We start from the raw sequence: 20,083 nt of genomic DNA on the forward strand, positions 1-20,083 counted from the left end.
CTACGGCAGCGATCGAGTCACCTTCGACGATATTGTAGGGAACCCTTGCTGGACTCTTTCATGGGCGCACCAAACAATGGATCTGGACCAGGTACTCCGGTCAGCTCGCCAGAGCTTCTCGGGTGTTTGCGCACAACGTCTTTATATCGATCAAGGAGGTGATCATCCTGCCAGGATCATAAGACGAAAATCGGCACACTGCTTCCTGCGGCAGCTCAAACCTAGCCATCTCTGCCAAGCCACGCGCGGATTCGATTAAATCGGCTAATAGCTGCCGCCTTCGTGAGCCGGCTGGCAAACGACTCAGCTCTGCAATGCCCTGCTCAAGATCTTCGATCCAATCCAACAAAAAACGCTCAGTAATCGACGGCATACGCACTCGAATGTAAGGCTCACAATGTGCACCTCCTCTGTGCGTAACGGTGTCCCATATACCAAATACGTCACTTATTAACCGAAGGAAGACTCTCAGCTGCAAAAACGCCTCTATCGAGGACTTCAGCTTGGACATGCCCTATCAGAGCGTCTTGGTCGACGCAGATACCTGTCAGGAAGCCACGAAACCTACCTTGGCCGAAGATAAATGCTCGCCAAGCAACACCACTACCCTCAAGGCTATTGCACTCGCAATACACGGACAAGGTCTCGTTCCTGTCATCAACAATGTCGAACGTTGGCATGAACACCTCGCTACATCACCATGCGGAATCGTATGGACTGACGCGGTGCATCGACGACTAAAATACGCCCACCCTCATCACGAACACCAGGCAATCATCATGCCGGGTGGATTATTTTCGCGCGCTCTGCATAAGGTCGATGAAAGGAAAGCCGCGCAACGTTAGCCCATCGTCTCCGTCACGGATTGCCATATGACCTTCACGAGAGAGCAGCTAAGCGACATGTTCCAAAAGTTGGATGAGGAATTGAAGAGACTTGTGGCAGAGGGCCAGCCAGAAGAAGCCCTATGGGAGACGTTCGAGCGCATTGTCCAAGTGCCAGCGTCAGCGATTGACCATCGAGACCGGACCTGGTGGTGGGAGCAGCTCTACTCGACCATGGAGCAGCATGGCTTGACCGAGCTGAGCCGTGGCCGGGCTACACGGGAATTTCCCTGACCCCTTTGAAAGTGAGTCCATACCTGAGTTGGGGAGCAAGAACTGCACCTCTTCCCAGTCCTATTCTGTGACGATGCGCTCTAGATTGATGCCTAAGCTGTCAGGAGCCAGTCGCTACAGCAAAGTCTCCAGAGCCTTCCCGAAAAGCTCGGGTTGCCCCTGATAGAACACCTTCACTGCGTCGCTCCTCAGCAACTTCTGCCGCAAAACGATCCGCATCGCGTCATCGGTGATCAGTCGCTTGGCCGCCCTCACGTAATCGTCCGTCGACCTAGCGACCAGCCACTCCGGCAAACCGATGCGGGTAAACAGCGCTTCATCGATATGTTCCAGCACTTCGGGCCCGGTCTTGCACACACCCACCATACCCAGCGCAGTCACGTCCACAATGCCGTTGGTGTTGCCGAACGGAAACGGGTTCAGATACAGATCGCAAGCGTTGATGCGCGCCATGTACTCCGCATACGGCATGATGGGATGGATGAATGCATCGGGTAGAAAGCGGCAGATGAGATCGCGCGCTTCCAGATACACCAGTCCGCGTGCGACGCCCATAAAGAAATGAAACTCGAGCGGCTTGTCCACCTCGCGACGGATACGTGCCAGCATATCGATGAAGCCCGGATTCAACTTCATCGTGGTGGCGGCAACCGCTATACGCACGGTGTCGGGCTGCTCGCGCAGTGTGGGATCATAGGTACTGGTTTGTGCCGACGGAACGAACGGCATGGCAGCCTTCGGCACCGGCAGCAGCTTTTCGCTAAAGCAGCCTGGGTCGCCCACCCAGTCTTCCGGCAAAACGAAGTAGTCGATGAAGGGCGACATCGAGGTGGCGGGATGTCCATAGGAGACAATCTGCACCGGCGCCAATCGCAGGTTGGTCAGGTAAATGCTGTGCGGAAACATGCCAAAGGCCGGGTAATAGACGATGTCTGGCTGCAGCTCTTCGGCTTTGGCACGCACGAACGACACGGTATCACCCGTGACTTCCACATACTCGTCGAATACAGCCTTGCCCAGCGTATCTACCTGCCCTGCGTGACCGATGCCCACGACGTGGAATCGCTCGCTAGCTGCCTTGATCGAAGCTGAGTGGGTGCGGTAGATCGAATGGGAGCCTGAGAACCACTCCAGCACGACCATCAGCAGCGGTTTTTCACCGGCTGCGCGTGTTCTCGGCACATGTGTCACATCACGTATGCCCTGCTCCTCAAGCTTCTTACGCACGAGCCGGTTGATCGGCGCCTTGATCGCATGTCGACGCGGCGTGTCGGCATAGCTGCAATGCATGTAGACATCGTGCAGCACGCCGATCGGAAGTACATTCAGGTCATTGATCTGCTCGAGCTTTAGCGGCAACCATTCCAGTAGCACTTCGCGCTTATCGTGGGCTGCCATCGTGCCAAGGAAGCGCGGCGAGAGCAAAGCGCAGGCCAGCGCCACCGCCAGGTGGCGGTCATACGCCCACAAGGCCTCCATATCCAAAGGAATTTCGGAGTTCGGCGTATAGAGCAGACAGAACTTGGTCAGATCGCGATTGTTTACTTCCACTGCGCGCGCATTCGGCCCCTTGATGTTTAGGGCGCGTAAAATGTGATCTGCGTTCCGAAAGGAGCTGGCGGCAAACAGCGTCGCGATCCAGCGATGGAAATAGAGCAATTGCCGATAGCCATCGAGAGATAGGCCGAAGGCCGAGTCGCTGAACAGCGCCGAGAGCGCCGAACAGATGCGATTGATGACATGTGGATCCTGGTCCACACCCACCATGCTCGCCGTGGGCTGGGCTTCGAATCCACGGTCGAACCCGCCGTAGTTGCGATCCAGCATGGCCAGCAGAGCGACAAACTCCCTAGCCGCCTGCTCATGCTTGCGCGCGTAGCACGCTGATTCAAAGCGGCCGAGCGAGAAAAGCGGTTCGGTGGCTGCTGCCGTTGCTTGGGAACTACTCATGACACCCCCTTCTACCGGCACGGACACGATGCGTACCGAGACAAAAACCTTCCATTGGAAACGGGACGCCTCGTTCTTCTGACTCCCCAAAGGGCAGCAGGCTTAGATAATCCGCGCGCCACGCGGGTTATTGCCAGGCTGGTTCCAGAAACTGTCGCCCGCAAAGCGCTGGAACAGATCCTGAGGTAGGATGGTGGCCCTTGGCGCGGCACGCACTTTTCTGCCGACAGTATGCAGGCCCGGCGTGCCCAGCCGTTCGTCGCAGGCATCGCCTTCGTCGAACACGATATTTTCGAAATCGTGCTCAAACCACGGCTCACCGATGAAGTCGTACACTGCCGCCAGAGCCTTCTTGGGGTTGTTCGCCAGCGTGTCGTACTGTACCAGCAACATGCTTTGCGCTTGCTCCCCATAGAACGCTTCACGCAGCGCATCGTAAGCGAATCCCACCAGGCCGTCGGAACTGGCTAGCCCGGTGGCGCGCGAATACACCGTACCACCGGCGGTGAAATTGAAGATGCCGGACGGCTGCAATGGATTGCGGCGCACCAGGCGCTCGAAGCTATCGATGATCCAGTTCGTATCACGCACGCAGGCGATCAGCTTGGCCTGCGGAAATAGCTGGTGCAACGCCGGCAACTTGCTGCACCACAGACGGTTGGTGTCGAAAATCACCCGAGCGTTGCTTGTGGCGAAGTAGTTCGTTACCAGACCCCGCAGAACGCGTTGCCTCGCGTCGTTATCCAGGAACAGCGACGTCTCCAGCCGGTCACTCATTGCTTCGAGCAACGCCAAGAAGATGCCGCCCACCGGGCTGGTCATGCCAGCATGAAACCGCGGATTCTGCTTCAGAAGCGCCGCCAACAGCGTCGAGCCCGACCGCGGCAGGCCCGAAATGAAATGAAATGCCGGCTCTTCACTTTGCGTCTTCATCAAGTGCGGATCCTTTGTATCTGGATATCTGAAGCATCGATGGTCCTTTCACGACCACCGACAGGTACAAGTGGACTGAACTGAGAGTCCATCCTACATGACGCATCAATATCGGGATTTCATCCCGACCTATGACTATGCCTCACGTTCGCCATCTTCCAGGCACCCAAGCGTCTGGATTTGTGTTCCAACGCACCTCCCGGGCACCCATGAGTCGAACGATCTGTTCGCCCTCCCCTCCCTCAAGGAGAAAGGGGGGACTTCAACTAATTGCAACGCGTGCTTTCTTCTTTACCCATCGGCATTCAGATGCCCCGATGGGGACTGGCGCGTCGAGTGCATTCGCTTACCGGCATCGAATCCACACCCTCTGGCGTACGGATGCTGCCCTGCACGCAGTTCATGGTCATCGACGAGCCCGCCACCGGCACCTGGACCGGACCTTCCGTCGGCAACCCCCCGGTCAGTGCAACCTCCAGCATCTGGAACGATTCGGGGCTTTGCGTCACGGTCAGGCGCACGGCGGGATAGATACGGGTCATGTAGTGGGCGGCCCAGCGTGCGCCACGCCATTCGTCCACGTTGAACGGAGGCACCGTCACCGCCGCCACTGGCATGATTGTCCCGCGACTCGTTACGTAGCTGATCGCATAATCGCTGAGCGTATTGCCGTTACCGCTATTCAAACCGACTCCGCTGCTATCGACCACCAGGGTCGAGCCATTGGTACCCTGCACCTCCGGGCTGTCGTACGCCTGCTTCAGGCCCGTCAGTCTGTCGCCGCCCATCAGCCCGGTAATGTTGGTCACGGCCGCCCCGCTTGCCGTGGTGCCATCGAACACCTTGGTGTCAGTCGAGGCGGTCACCGTCACCAAGGCCGGCGTGATCGTGCCGGTGCCGGCGACGTAACTGATCGCATAGTCGGCGAGCGTGCTACCTATGCCGCCGGTCACAACCGCATGGCTGCCGTCGACCAGCAGCGTGGAACCGTTGGTGCCCAACACGTGGGAGTTGTTGTACGACTGGCTCAGGCCGGTCAGGCTGTCACCGCTCACCAGGCCGGTGATATTGGTCACGGTGGCGTTGCTTGCCCTGGTGCCGTCGAACACCTTGGTGTCAGTCGACGCCGTCACCGTCACCAAGGCCGGCGTGATCGTACCCGTGTTGTTGACATAGGTGATGGCATAGTCACTGAGCGTATCGCCGCTGCCGCTGCTCAGTCCCACGCCGCTGCCGTTGACCCGCAAGGTGGAGCCATTGGCGCCCAGCACGTGCGCGCTGTTGTACGACTGCGTCAGACCCGTCAGCGTGTCGCCACCCACCAGACCGGTGATATTGGTTACCGTGCCGTGGCTTACCGTGGTGCCGTCATACACCTTGGTATCGGTCGAGGCCGTTACCGTTACCGAGGCCGGTGTGATCGTGCCCGTGTTGTGGACATAGATGATGGCGTAGTCGCTGAGCATATCGCCGTTGCCGCTGCTCAGGGCCACGCCGCTGCTGTTGACCAGCAACGTGGAGCCGTTGGCGCCCAGTACGTGCGAGTTGTTGTACACCTGCGTCAGACCCGTCAGGGTGTCGCCACCCACCAGGCCGGTGATGTTGGTCACGGCGTCGCCGCTTACCGTGGTGCCGTCGAACACCTTGGTGCTCGAGGTTGCCGTGACCGTGACCGACGCCGGCGTGATCGTACCGGTGTTGTTGACGTAACTGATCGCGTAGTCGCTGAGCGCGCTACCCGCGGTGCCGGCCACGCCGGCGTGGCTGCTGTCGACCAGCAGCGTGGAGCCGTTGGTGCCCAGCACGTGCGAGTTGTTGTACACCTGCGTCAAGCCCGTCAGGGTGTCGCCGCCCACCAGACCGGTGATGTTGGTCACGGCCGCGCTGCTTGCCGTGGTGCCGTCGAACACCTTGGTGTCGGCCGAGGCTGTCACCGTCACCGAGGCCGGCGTGATCGTGCCGGTGTTGTCGACATAAGTGACCGCGTAGTCGCTCAGCAGGCTGCCGTGGTTGCCGTTCACGCCCGCCCCAGTGCCATTCACCACCAGCAGCGAGCCGTCCGCGCCCAGCACATGGGAGCTGTTGTATGACTGGAACAGCCCGGTCAGGTTGTCGCCCGACAGCATGCCCGTGATGTTGGTCACCGCTACATTGCTTGCCGTCGTGCCGTCGTACACCTTGGTATCGGTCGATGCCGTCACCGTCACTGCTTTCGGTGTGATCGTGCCATTGGTACCGGTGAGCGCGTTGCTGCTCAGGTAGTAGTTGCCGGCGTCCGCGCCGCCCAAGGTGATGTTATTGACCGTATAACCAATGTTGTTGCCCGCGTGCGTGGTGTTGAACGCGCCATCGCCACCGACGGTGACGGTATCGCCGGACAACTCTCCCGAAAGACCCACTGTCAGGCCGGTGATGTTCGTGGTGCCGTCATACACCTTCGACACGCCATTGGCCTGCGGCGCTAGCGCAATCCGGTCCACCGCCTGGTTGCCGACGTAGGTCGCCTGCAGGAAGTTGTTGCCCACGATGCTCGTGTTCGAGCCTGTCAGCCCGTAGTTGCCCGCGGCCAGGAAGCCCGCGCCGCTTAGCACCTCGCCGCTGGGCGTCACAGTAAACGTGACGCTGCCACCGACACTGTCGCTATACGTGAAGGTGTTTCCGTTGTGGCTCGTTTGCGTGAGCGTATGGATGACGTTGCCGCTATCCATGTACTGCGCACTGGTGACGGCGTAGCCCGGCGTCGTGCCATAGGCATTGTTCATGTTCTGGATGTGCACCAGCAACTCTTGCGCGGGCACGATCTGATAGTTGCCGTTGACGTAGCTGACGTTGTAGTTGCTGGAGGTATAGCCCGAAGCCACCAGCACGCCGTTATAGGTGCCGGCCGCCTCGTCGACGCCGACGCCGGTGCGCGTGATCGAGAGCGTGCCGCCCAGGTTGCTGGCGTTTTCGCCACCGACGAAGCCGGTGAAGCTCACGCCGTTGTAACCGGCCGTGTCGCTCTGCGTGACGATCTTGGCATCGTTGTTTGCCGTGACCACGAGGTTGGCGGTGCTGATCAACGCGCTGGCCGAGGCTGGCGAGGCAACGATGTAATCACTGGCCAGTCCCGCGACCTCGTTGCCGGCGCCCACGCCGCTGCCGTTGCCGCTGGCCGCCCCCGTGAAGCCGGCCAGACTACCCGTGCCACTCGCCACCACGTTGCGCGTGCCGGCGTTTGGATTGTCAAAAGCCAGATTGATACCCGTGACGCCCGAGGCGGCATCGTTGCCGACGAGGCCGGAGGGCGACAGCGTCACCGTGGAGGTCGTGCTCGTCGTGCCGTCATAGGTCTTACCCACGGCGTTGATGACCGTGGTGAGCACCTTCGGCGTGATCGTGCCCGTTGTGTTGAGGTAGCTGATCGCGTAGTCGCCCAGCAGGCTGCCGCGGCTGCCATTCACGCTCGCCCCACTGCCATTAACCACCAGCAGCGAGCCATTGGCACCCAGCGCGTGGGCGTTGTTGTACGTCTGGGACAGGCCGGCCAGGCTGTCGCCCGACAGAAGGCCGGTGATGTTGGTCACCGCTGCACTGCTTACCGTGGTTCCATCGTAGGCCTTGGTGTCCGTCGAGGCCGTCACCGTTACCGCCTGCGGCGTGATCGTGCCCGCCGTGCCGACGTAGTTGATCGCGTAGTCGCTCAGCAGGCTGCTGTGGTTGCCGCTCACGCCCACTCCGCTGCCATTCACCGTTAGCAACGAGCCATTGGTGCCCTGCACGTGCGAACTGTTGTATGACTGGAACAGGCCGGTCAGGTTGTCGCCAGCGAGCACGCCCGTGATGTTGGTCACCGCCGCACCGCTCGTCGTGGTGCCGTCATACACCTTGGTGTCCGTCGACGCCGTCACCGTCACCGCCTTCGGTGTGATGGTGCCGCCGCCGTTGGGATTGCTGATGACCGGGCTCGCCATGGAGACGTTCCAAGATTTGCCGCTGAAGCTCGCATTCAAGCTCAGCGATCCGGCCTGCACGGTCACGGTAAGGTTGTTGCCCGCGTGACTGGTGTTGAACACCGCGCTGGTGATGTTCAAGCTGCTGGTGTTGATCGCCACGGAGGTACAACCACCTGCCCCGCCGATGGATCCCAGCACGCTCGAAGAACCGAGATTCAATGCACTCAAAGCATTGTTGCTGCCGTCATAGGTCTTGCTGGCCGTGAAGACGCCCGAAAGATTGGGCTGCGTGCGCACATCGAAATTGCGGGTGCCTGCCGTCACGTTAGTCACGTTGCCAAGATTCGCGTTGTAGGCCAGGTAATCGATGGCGCCTGTGGCACCGACCACGGCGGTACTCAGCTGCGCGACGTTGTCGTTCCCTGTGTAGGCAGTGAAGGTGCCAGCATTGGGCAGAATGATCTGGGCTCCATTGGTGGTCAGCACGTCACCGGCCGTATCCGTGCCGGAGGGAAGCCCGGAGACACCTTGGGCACCGGCCACCAGCGTGACGTTGGCGCCGCTGGAGAGATTGGCGCTCAAGGTGAGATTGCCGGTCGTGTTCGCTGTCACCGAGCCACTGGCCTTCACGCCCGCCAGGGTGATGTTGCCGCTGCCTGAGATATTCGTGAGGTTGGCGGTGATGTTGGCTGCAGTGAAGCTGGTGCCGTTGGCCATCACAACCTGGGCTGTTCCGCTACCGACATTCAACGAGCCGCTGATATTGATCGCGCCGTTGTTAACGGTCGTCGTGCCCGTGTAGTTGCTCGCGCCCGACAGCGTCAGCGTACCCGGCCCTACCTGCGTGAGGTTGCCTGGACCGCTGATGTTGTTCGAAAGGTTCGGCGAACCGGTCACGTTGATGACGGCGGTGCTGCCCGCGTTGAGCACCACGCTGCTGTTGGCGCTTACGCTCAGGTTGGCGCCGGTCAAGGTGCTTGTGCTGGTATTGAAGGTCAGCTTGCCGCCGGCACCGCCCACGGCACCCGAGTTAGCGCCGGCGCCGCCAGCCACGCCGGCCGCTCCACCCGCACCACCGGTTGAATTAGTACCACGCCCGCCCGCTCCACCGGCTCCGCCGGTCGTTCCTGGTGTTCCCGACGAACCATTGCCGCCGGCATAGCCGTACGAACCGCCGCCGATACCGCCGGCACCGCCGCCACTGCCGGTGGCAATGTTGATCACCCCGGTCGTAACCAGGTTCTGGCCGTTGATCGTGACACTGCCGCCCGCACCGCCGACACCGCCGCTGCTGGGGGGAGCAGAGCCATTGTGATAACCCGTGCCGGCACCGCCGCCGCCACCGCCACCGCCGCCCGCGCCGCCATTGAGCGCGATGCCGCCGGCGCCTGCATTGATGGGGCCCGCCACGACAACGTCGCCACCCGCGCCGCCCAAGCCACCGGCGCTACCCGTCTGCATGTTGCCACCGTTGACGCCGCCTCTACCGCCACCGCCACCGCCGCCCGCGCCACCGGTAAGCGCGGTGCTTCCCGTGGCGGCGATGGTTCCGTACACCAGCACCGCGCCACCTGCTCCGCCCGTTCCGCCGACGATATTGGCCGTCGTCGTCTGGCTGGGCTGCGTTCCTCCCACGCCACCTGCTCCGCCCGTAAGCGTCACGTTGGCGGCAGAGATGGTGATACCCGCGTTCTCGATGATCGATCCGCCCGCTCCGCCCGCAACGCCACCGGCTGAACCGTTGGCACCGTTCCCACCCGTCGCCGATACATTGCCGCCGAGGTTGATCGACCGATCGATGGTGAAGTTGCCGACGACATTCGCCGTGAAGTCACCTGTACCGGTAATGCCCGCGGCATTCGCCGCCACCGTGCTTAGATTGAGCGCGGCGTCGGATCGATTGATCAGCAGATTGCTGTTGTCGGTGACGGCCCCCAGCCCCAGAGTGCCGCTTGTCCCGTTGTTGCCCACCTGCAGCGTGCCCGCCGTAATGGCCGTCGTACCGGCATAGGTGTTGTTGCCGGTCAGGACGGTCGTGCCCGTGCCCATCTGGGACACATTGCCCGTGCCACCGATCATCGCGCCGACCGTAGTGCTGCCGCTGAGGTTGAACACCAGGTTGGCGTTGTCGGTGATGTTGCTGGCCGTGCCAAGGCTGCCCGTGGTGCCGCCGTTGCCCACCTGCAAGGTGCCGGCGCTGATCGTAGTATTGCCGCTGTAGCTGTTGTTGGCGGCGAGCACGGTGGTGCCGGTGCCCGCCTGGGTCAGGTTGCCCGTACCGCTGATTGAACCGACCACCGTCGTGGTGCCGCTGACGTTGAAGGTGAGATCGCCGCTGTCGATGACATTGCCGGTGCCCAGGCTGCCCGATGCACCGCCATTGCCAATCTGCAGCGTGCCGTTGGTGATGTTGGTGGTGCCGGTATACGTGTTGTTAGCGGTGAGTATCGTCGTGCTGGGAGCGCACTGCGCGAAGCCGCATTGCACGATCGTCAGGTTGCCGCTCCCGCTTAGCAGGCCTGCTTCCGTCACCGTCAGACCCGGCGCGACGGTGATGTTGGCATTGCCGGTCAATGCCGTCGTGGTGCTGCCCAGGGTAGTGGTGTAGTAAGTCGTTGTGGTGCCATTGTTCAAGCTCCACAGATAACCACCGCCCAGGGTGATGTTGGTGTTGGTCGAAGTCAGCTCGCCACCCACCGCGGCCGTGGCGTTGGCGACCACCAAACCGTCGATTTGCAGCGTGGGCGTGCCCGCGTACGAAGTGTTCTGGGTATTGAAGACCGGGAACGGCGTGAACGATGTGTTGGGATTCGTCTTCGTGACGATCACATCGAACGTATTGCCAGCCAGATTGGTGCCGGTGGGTATGTTGAAGGTCGCGGCAGTGCCGGCGACTTCGTCCGCCAGCGCGGCGTAGGTGCCAGTGAAGCCGGCTACGTTCGTCAGGTTCTGCGTGGTGCCCAGATACACGTTTTCCAACGTGCCGCTGCCGCTGATGGCGTTGGCGATGGTCGTGTTGTCCGAGCGATCGAAAGTCAGGTTGGCCGCGTCAGCCACGCCGCCCGTACCCAGGCTGCCGCTGGTGCCGCCATTGCCGATCTGCAACGTACCCGTGGCGATGGTGGTCGTGCCGCTGTATGCGTTGTTGGCCGTCAGGACGGTCGTGCCCGTGCCCTTCTGGATCAAGTTGCCGGTGCCACTGATCGCCGCGTTGACGGTGGTGTTTCCGCTGAGGTTGAACGTCAGCGTGCCGTTGTCAGTGACGGTGGCGGCCGTACCTAAACTGCCCGTGGTGCCACCGTTGCCCACCTGCAGCGTGCCTGCATTGATCGTGGTGCTGCCGCTATACGTGTTGTTGGCTCCCAGCACGGTGGTGCCCGTGCCCGCTTGCGTCAGGTTGCCGGTACCGCTGATCGAGCCATTGACCATGGTCGTGCCGGTGGTGCTGAAGGTCAGGTTGGCGTTGTCGGTGACGTTGCCCGTACCCAGGCTGCCCGCCGCGCCGCCGATGCCGACTTGCAACGTGCCGCTGCTGATCGTCGTCGTGCCGGTGTAGGTGTTGTTGGCGGCGAGGATCGTCGTGCCCGTACCCACCTGGGACAGGTTGCCCGTGCCGCTGATGACACCTGGGGCCGTGGTGGTGCCGCTGAGATCGAAGACCAGGTTCGCGTTGTCGACCACCGCACCGGTGCCGAGCGTGCCGGTGGTGCCACCGTTGCCAACCTGCAACGTGCCATTGCTGATCCGCGTGGTGCCGCTGTAATTGTTGTTGCCGGCCAGCACCATGGTGCCGGGACCCGTCAGGTTCATGCCGGTGTTGGGTGCACTCGGTGCATTGACCAAGGTTCCGCTAACCAGCAGCTGATTTCCGGCCGCGATATTGAAGTTCGTGCCGCCAGACTGGTCCAGGGTGACGCCCTGCGCCGAGATCGTCGAGTTCGCGGTGACCGTGACGTTCTGGGTGAGATACCAGGCACCGTAGATTGCAGCGCTTCCCGTCACCGGCCCTGGGTTCGCGAGCGTTCCCCCATTCAGAGTCAATCGTCCCAACGTGTCTACCGTGCTGTTGCTGCTGGTGGTCAGCACCGAGCCGCTGTTGAGGATGATCGTGGCGCTCTGCGCTGTACCGACAAGTCCATTGTCGTTGGTACCAGCCTTGAGCGTGCCGCCGTTGTTGACGGTGATGGTCGTGCCATTGCCAAGTGCGCCGTATCCCGTGTTGCCGCCGTCGCCGACCAGCGTGCCGGCGTTGACCGTGATACTGCCACTGAAGTTGTTATTGGTGGAGGTATTGCCGCCGCCAATATCCACCACGCCCGTGCCGTTCTGCGTCAGCGTGCCGTTGCCGCTGAGGCAACCAAGGACCGTGATGTTGCCCGTCGTGTTGAAGATCAGGTTGGCCGTGTCGGTGACATTGCCCGTACCCAGGCTGCCGGTACTGCCGCCATTGCCCACCTGCAGCGTGCCGGCGCTGATATTGGTGGTGCCGCTGTAGTTGTTGTTGGCCGCAAGGATGGTGGTACCGGTGCCCACCTGGGACAGGTTGCCAGTGCCACTGATCGCGCCGCCGACCGTGGTGGTGGTGCTGAGGTTATAGGTGAGATTGCCGTTATTGACGATGTTGCCGGCACCGAGGCTGCCCGTCGTGCCGCCGCTGCCGACCTGCACCGTGCCGTTGCTGATCGTGGTGGTGCCGGTGTACGTGTTGTTGGCGGTGAAGATGACGGTGCTGGCGTTGCACTGCGATACGCCGCACGATTCCTGGATCGTCAGGTTGCCGCTGCCGCTGAGCGCGCCGCTCTGCGTCACCGTCAAGCCCGGCGCCACGGTGATGTTCGAATTGCCGCCCAGCACATAGCTGTTGGCATCCGTCAGCGTGTTGAAGCCGGTAGTCGTGGTGCCGTCGAACAGGCTCCACAGATAACCGCCGCCCAGCGTGATATTGGTGTTGTACGAGGTCAGCGTGCCGCCGACGGCCATGGTAGCGTTGCTCACCACCAGACCGTTGATTTCCAGAATGGGCGTGCCGGTGTAGCTGTTGTTGAAGACCTTGTACGGCGTGAACGAGCTGTTGGGATTGCTCGCCGTGATGATGGTGTTGAAGGTGTTGCCGGCCAGATTCGTCCCGTTCGGCAGACTGATGCCGGCAACGGCAGCGTTCACCTCGTTCGTGCTCACGGCGTAGGTACCGGTGAAGCCGGTGACATTGGTCAGCGTCTGCGTCGTTCCCAGAAACACATTTTGGAACGTACCGCTGCCGGTAAGCGGGTTGGCGATGGTCGTGCTGCGCGACAGGTTGTAGACCAGCGTTCCGCTGTCGGCGATGGCGCCCGTCCCCAGGCTGCCGGCGGCGCCGCCGTTACCCACCTGCAATGTGCCCGCCGTGACGGTAGTGGTACCGCTGTAGGTGTTGTTGGCGGCAAGGATCGTTGTGCCGGTACCTGCCTGCGTCAGGTTGCCGGTGCCGGTGATGGTCGCGCTCACCGTCATGTTGCCGCTGAGGTTGTACGTCAGCGTGCCGTTGTCGGTGACGGTGGCCGCCGTGCCCAGGCTACCGTTGCCGCCGCCATTGCCCACCTGCAGCGTGCCCGCTGCGATCGTGGTGCTGCCGCTGTAAGTGTTGTTGCCAGCCAGAACGGCGGTGCCGGTGCCTTGCTGGATCAGGCTGCCGGCACCCACGATCGAACCGCTGACCGTGGTCGTGCCGCTGGTATTGAAGGCCAGCGTGGAATTGGCATAACCCAGATACACATTGGTGGCGCCCAGGCCGCCCGACGTACCGCCATTGCCGATCTGCAACGTGGTGTAGCCGACGTAGGTGTACACGCTGGTGCTATAGGTGTTGTTGCCCGACAGGATCACCGTCGGCGCGGCGCATCCGATGGTGCACACCGGCCCGTAGCCAGGCCATTGCACGGTGAGCTGATTAGGGGTGCCGCTCAGCACGCCGCTTTCCGTCACGGTCAATCCCGGCGCCACGGCAATCCATGAATTACCGCTCAGCACGAAGTTGCTGCTGCTCGTCAGCGTGGTGAAGTTGGTTGTCGTGCTGCCGTTGAACAATTGCCAAAGATAACCGCCACCCAGTGTGATGTTGGTGCCGGACGAGGTCAGCGTGCCGCCGAGTGCCGCGGTGGCATTGGTCACCGTATTGCCGTCGATCTGCATCGTGGGCGTACCGATGTAGGCCGTGCTCTGCGGATTGAAGACCGGGAACGGAGTGAACGCTGTGTTCGCGTTCGCGCTGCCGGACAGCACGACGTTGACCGTGTTCCTGGATATATTCGAGTTGGTGGGTACGTTGAACGTCGCGGTCGACGCGCTGTTCTCGTCCGCCAGCACCATGTACGTTCCGGTGAAACCGGCTACGTTCGACAAGGTCTGGACGGTTCCCAGGAACGCGTTCTGCAGCTTGCCGGTACCGCTGAGCGCACCGGCTACCGTCGTATTGCCCGACAGGTTGAACGTCAGGTTCGCGTTGTCGGTGATATTGCCCGTACCCAGGCTGCCCGCCACGCTCCCGTTGCCGACCTGCAGCGTGCCAGCGGTGATGTTGGTGGTGCCGCTGTACGTATTGTTGGCGGCCAGGATGGTGGTGCCGCTACCGGCCTGCGTCAGATTGCCGGTGCCGGCAATCGTCGCGTTCACGGTCGTCACGGCATTGAGGTTGAACGTGAGATTGGCGTTGTTGGTGACGGTAGCCGCCGTGCCCAGGCTGCCCGTCGCACCGCCGTTGCCGATCTGCAGCGTGCCCGCGCTGATCGTGGTGCTACCGGCATAGGTGTTGTTGGCCGTGAGTACAGTGGTGCCCGTGCCCACCTGGCTCAGGTTGCCGCTGCCGCTGATCACCGGCGTGATCGTCGTGGTGCCGGTGGTGTTGACGATCAGGTCGCCGTTGTCGGTGACCGCACCGGAGCCAAGGTTGCCCGTTGTGCTTCCGTTGCCGACTTGCAGCGTGGTGCCCGCGTTGATCGTGGTGCCGCCGCTGTACGTATTGTTGCCCGCCAAGACGACCGTACCCGTGCCTGCCTGGGCTAGGCTGCCTCCGCCAGAGATCACATTGGCGATCGTCGTGGGGCTGCTGAGGTTGAACACCAGCGCGGCATTGTCGACCACATTGCCCGCCCCTAGACTGCCGGCCGCACCGCCATTGCCCACCTGCAGGGTGCCGGCACTGATGGTGGTGGTGCCACCGTATGTATTGTTGGCGGCGAGGACGACGGTGCCCGCCCCTGCCTTCGTCAGGTTGCCGGTGCCCGCGATCACCGTGTTGATCGTGGTCGTGCCGCCGAGGTTGAAGATGAGGTTGGCGTTGTCGGTGACGGTACCCGCCGTGCCCAAGCTGCCCGTGGTGCCGCTGTTGCCTACTTGCAACGTGCCCGCGTTGATCGTGGTGCTGCCGCTGTAGGTGTTGTTGCTCGTCAACACGGTGGTACCCGTGCCGACCTGACTCAGGTTGCCGCTGCCGCTGATCACCGGCGTGATCGTCGTCGTGCCCGTGGTGTTGAAGATCAGGTTGCCGTTGTCGGCAACCGCGCCAGTACCCAGGTTGCCCGTCGCGCCGCCGTTGCCCACCTGCAGCGTCGTACCTGCATTGATCGTGGTGCCGCCGCTGTACGTGTTGTTGGTCGCCAGAATCAGCGTGCCTGCGCCCATCTGGGTCAGGTTGCCCGTGCCGCTGATCAGGTTACTGATCGTCGCCGTGCTGCCGACGTTGACCAACAACGCCGCGTTGTCGATGACGCTGCCCGAGCCCAGACTGCCGGTAGTGCCGCCATTGCCCACCTGTAGCGCGCCCGCACTGATGGTGGTGCCGCCGCTGTAGGTGTTGTTGGCGGCCAGAATGGTGGTGCCTGTGCCACCTTGCGTAAGGCTGCCCGTACCGCCAATCAGGTTGCCGACGGTGATCGCGCCACTGAGGTTGAACGCGAGTTTGGCGCTGTTGGTGACGCTGCCCGTGCCCAGGCTGCCGGCCGTGCCGCCATTGCCCACTTGCAGCGTGCCCGCATTGATCGCCGTAAGGCCGCTGTACGTATTGTTGGCGGCGAGAACCGTTGTGCCCGTGCCCGCCTGGGTCAGGCCGCCGCTCCCCGAGATCACGCCGGCAACGAGCGCCGTGCCCGTGACGTTGAACACCAGACCGCCAGCGACGTTGTACGTGCCGACCAGCGAGGCATTGCCCGCCTGGAAGATCAGCGTGCCGGTCGTTCCCGTGACAGCAACACCCGCCTGATCGGTAATGTTGTTCTTGGCCACCAACTGGATGGACGTCGAGTTTAACTGCGCCGACAGATCCGCCATGCCGATGGTGATATTGGAGGTGACGTCGCTCGCGCACGACACGCCGGTCCAGTTCACCGGCGAAGGGCTAGAACTTCCATTGCCAATGACGATGTTGTAGGGATCGAGCAGCAAGGTGCCCTGCGCGCCACGCGGCGCCGTGGTGGTGACATTGCCGCGAAAATGGAGGTTTCCTTCGCTCGATGTTTCGACCCAGCCGCCGTTGCCGCCGAGCATGCCGCCGCGTGCCAGGATGGCGCCGTCGAAATCGGTCGCTTCATCCGACCACAGCACCACCGTGCCGCCATTGCCACGTTCCGTGGCCGACGCATCGATCGTGCTGTTGGCGTCCACATGGGTCATCTGCGCATGCGTTAGCGAACCCTCGCCGTGCGCCTCGCCACCGATCAACGCGGTGCCGCCTCCGGCGGCGCCGCTCACATTGATCGCAGCGCCCTCGATGCCGACGTAGGGGCCGGTGATGGTCACCGTGCCGCCCTGCTCGCCCGCGGCGGCGCCCGCCGCGCGAAGGGTGGCGTTGCTCACCGAGACCACGCCACTGTCACCGGCCGCCGGGTTGCCGCCATCGATCACGATCCGGCCGTTCTTCGTGCCGATCGAGTTGGCCTGGACGATGCCGCTGAGATTCATCACGCTGGTTTGCAGCATGTCCAGGCCGCGCGCGGTGAGCAGCACCTGCCCACCGTCTGCCGCGATCAGGCCCTGGTTCTGGATCAGCGCCCCCAAGGTGGACGCCGTCACGTTCACGCTCAGCTGGCCGCTGTTATCCAGCTTCAGGCTGACGCTGCTGCCCGACGCCAACGCCACCGTTCCGGTGGACGTGTCGATCGTTCCGCGGTTGATCACCTGCTGGCCGGCCAGCACCACGAAACCACCGTTGACCGCCTTCAACTGGCCCTGGTTGATCACCTGCCCCGACGTGCCGGCGGCACTGAAGGTGTAGGCGCCCTTGCTCTGCATGAAGGCAGAGGTGTTGATCGGCAAGGTGCTGGCGACCAGGCCGCCAACGCTCACCTGGGCCGTCTTGCCGAACAGGATACCGTTCGGGTTGACCAGGAATACCTGACCATTGGATCGCAGGTTGCCGTAGATCTGCGACGGGTTGTTGCCCAGCACATTGTTCAACGCTACCGCGCTGCTCGACGGCTGGTTGAACACCACCGTGTTGCCGGCGCCGATGTTGAAGCTATCCCAGTTGACCGCCAACCGCGAACTGTTCTGCTGCACCGTCATCGTGCTGCCGGACGTGCCGATGTGGCCCTGCCCGCCTACGATGTTGCCACCCGTTGGCAGGCTCTGCGCATGCAGTGCGCCGCCCATCATCAATGCCAGTGCCGCGCCCAAAGGCCGCACGGCCGGCATGCGATTCGACGATGCGCCGGTCGCACCCACCGCCGTACGGCTATGCGCGATCTCCGGCGCTACGACGACGCAGCGCAGGCTTTTGTTGTAGACAAGACGATACAGTTTGGCATTCATGTGTACGCGCTCCCGGTGCGATCGCACCGAAGACGTGGGACATCAGAAGAAGATTTGCGCCTGGAACCACAGCCAGCTGCGGTGGTCGCGCGTGGCGGTATCGGCGTCACCGCCGGGATCGCGTATCGCCCACATCAACTTGAAGTCGTAGCGGCGCTGGTGAAGCAGATCCGCACCCAGGCCGGTACTGCCCAAGCGGCGCTCCCGCGGCCCTTGATAGCCCGCCCACGGCGAGTGATTCACCTTCAACCAGCCGTCGTCGCGAAACAGCGAGAGCGTGAGGTTGTCGCCCCCCAGCGCAGCCAGCGCAAACGAATCGCGAAGTTCCAAGGTGACGGCTGCCCCTTCATCGCCTGGGGCTTCGCCAACGGGATAGCCACGCACAACGGCCGGACCACCCAGTGTGAAGTCCTCGACGGAGTTGAGATTGGTGCTGGCCCATTGGCCCTGCAGCGCGCCGTACAAGCTGATCCGTTGCGTGTTGTTCGCCAGATATCCCAGGGTCTGGTCACGCGAAACGCTCACGTCCAGCTTGTTGAAATGGCCCGCCGCATTCGGCGTATCGACCGCCCGCAGGCCATCGCCATAGCTGATCACGCCGCGCGTGAACGACACCATGTACTGGTTCAGACCACCGCCGCCCAGCGTGTCGATGGCATCGCCATACAGGCCGAGGGTCCCGCTGGTGTCGCGCGTATGGTAAGTCTCCGCCAGTACGCTGTCGGACAACCGTTTGACGCCAAAGCTGGCTCGCAACCACAGATGCTTGTACGGAGAAAGCAGCAACGGGTAGGACACGTAGGCGTTGATTTCGTTGCTGCCGCCATGAGCGTTGGTGGCGTTGAACGGCGCGCCGAGCCGATATAGCAGGTGCGTGTAGTTGGCGCCGACACGCCAACCGTCGTAACCCACCGGCAAGCTGTAATCGATGACGCCATTCAAGGCACCGCGCCCGACCGTGCCATCCAGCCCCCAGCGATCGGACAGCGCGATATCGGCGGCCAAGAGATCTCCGATACCTAGCGGGCTGTTCCAACGCAGGTCACCCGTCAGGCGAACGCGCCCGGTGTACTCGTTGCCATAATCATCCACACCCAGCACGCCCGTGACGCGCTGCCCCGGCACCGCATTCAGCGTGAAATCCGTGGTACCCACGGCGTCGCCGGGCGACAGCGTACCCGACGCACTCGCCACGCCAGGCAGGGTCGCGACGAGACCGACCGCGCGATCCGCACGGGCACGCGTCAGCGTCGCGCCTTCACAGGCGGTCGAACTGCCGCCACAGAGTGCTTCGTCCACATAACGTTGCACGCGCGCCGGATCGTAGCCACCGTCTTGGCCCGCGCGGGTCTTGTCAAGCTTGCCTTCGAGCACGGCGATCGTCGCAACACCGTCTTCAACCGTCTGCTTCGGCACATAGGCCACCGCCACAAAATAACCGCGTTCCCGGTAGTAGCGGGTCACCGCAACGGCAAGGGCATCGAGTTGCGCCATCGTCGCCGACGTACCCTCCAGCTGCCCGATCTCCGGGACCGAATGGCGCAAGCTCGCATCGTCGACATGCGCATTTCCCGAGAAATGGATCGCCTTGACCAACACGGTCGCCGACGATGTCGACGACTTCTGCTCGGTGGGCGCGGGCGACGTGACGCCCTGATTTCGCCCTTGCACGGCCGGGGACGCCGGCGCTGTCTGCTGCAGCAATTGGCCGGCGTTCGGGCGCGTGGTTTGCGCCTGCACGGACGTGGCCATCAACATGGCTGCCGACAACGTCGTCCATGCAACGGTGACGCCGCGAAAATTGATGCGCGTCAGTGCAGCACGCATGCCCGTCGCGTACTGCTTCGTGGCGATATCCATCCCCATGTCCCCTGTTTAAAGTGCGATAGATCTAACCTTTCACATGCATCGCCGTCGCCCCTTACATGGCGATGGACTCTACCGTCGTCTCGCAAGCCCACGCAGATTGGGGCACCTTGACTTCAAAGCTACGTACAGGTCTGGTCCGGGCCCATCGGAAGATTCCTATAAATCAAAAGAAAGCCGCCCGTGCGTGCTTTTAGCGCGCGAATATCGATCCGCTCAGCCGGATAACCGAAACCCCGGAATCGGGGGCGCATACAGGGGGGGGAGACCGTGCGAGATGCGAGGCTGCTATAGGCCACAACGTGATCCTTCACGACTGGAAACAGCCTGAGCACGGAAATGCTCGCTGGCCTGGATACCACGGCTGTATCCAGGCGGCAGAACGATGGAGCTAATGCGGCCAGGAAGTTTTCATGCACGACGTGATGGTTCCGTGAACCGACACCTGACACAAAAAGGCGACGAGCGCCCTTGCAGGCACGCGCAACACCCATAGCAACT

General features: G+C 62.4%; 5 protein-coding genes. All 5 read right to left on the reverse strand.

What is annotated here, in order from left to right:
• Positions 1-100 precede the first annotated feature (100 nt).
• The gene (locus ABIC75_RS01860) at positions 101-511 is read right to left on the reverse strand and encodes a hypothetical protein (protein WP_354012166.1); all 411 of its coding nucleotides are present in this window, start codon (positions 509-511) and stop codon (positions 101-103) included.
• 721 nt (positions 512-1,232) lie between these two features.
• A complete protein-coding gene (locus ABIC75_RS01865) occupies positions 1,233-3,068 on the reverse strand; it encodes a hypothetical protein (RefSeq protein WP_354012167.1) in 1,836 nt (611 codons plus the stop codon).
• A 102-nt stretch (positions 3,069-3,170) separates the two neighbouring features.
• Entirely contained in the window at positions 3,171-4,001 is an 831-nt protein-coding gene (locus ABIC75_RS01870; RefSeq protein ID WP_354012168.1) for a sulfotransferase family protein, read from the reverse strand.
• A 305-nt stretch (positions 4,002-4,306) separates the two neighbouring features.
• The gene (locus ABIC75_RS01875) at positions 4,307-17,716 is read right to left on the reverse strand and encodes an autotransporter-associated beta strand repeat-containing protein (RefSeq protein WP_354012169.1); all 13,410 of its coding nucleotides are present in this window, start codon (positions 17,714-17,716) and stop codon (positions 4,307-4,309) included.
• A 42-nt stretch (positions 17,717-17,758) separates the two neighbouring features.
• Positions 17,759-19,576 carry a ShlB/FhaC/HecB family hemolysin secretion/activation protein gene (locus ABIC75_RS01880; protein ID WP_354012170.1) on the reverse strand — a complete coding sequence of 606 codons (1,818 nt, stop codon included), beginning with the start codon at positions 19,574-19,576 and terminating at the stop codon, positions 17,759-17,761.
• Positions 19,577-20,083 lie beyond the last annotated feature (507 nt).

Source organism: Dyella japonica (assembly GCF_040545895.1).
GTDB classification, from domain to species: Bacteria; Pseudomonadota; Gammaproteobacteria; order Xanthomonadales; family Rhodanobacteraceae; genus Dyella; species Dyella japonica_D.

Bases quoted from the DNA above. Each gene is read 5' to 3' on its own strand.
- ABIC75_RS01875 (WP_354012169.1), bottom strand. From the start codon at position 17,716: ATGAATGCCAAACTGTATCGTCTTGTCTACAACAAAAGCCTGCGCTGC.
- ABIC75_RS01880 (WP_354012170.1), bottom strand. From the start codon at position 19,576: ATGGATATCGCCACGAAGCAGTACGCGACGGGCATGCGTGCTGCACTG.
- ABIC75_RS01860 (WP_354012166.1), bottom strand. From the start codon at position 511: ATGTCCAAGCTGAAGTCCTCGATAGAGGCGTTTTTGCAGCTGAGAGTC.
- ABIC75_RS01865 (WP_354012167.1), bottom strand. From the start codon at position 3,068: ATGAGTAGTTCCCAAGCAACGGCAGCAGCCACCGAACCGCTTTTCTCG.
- ABIC75_RS01870 (WP_354012168.1), bottom strand. From the start codon at position 4,001: ATGAAGACGCAAAGTGAAGAGCCGGCATTTCATTTCATTTCGGGCCTG.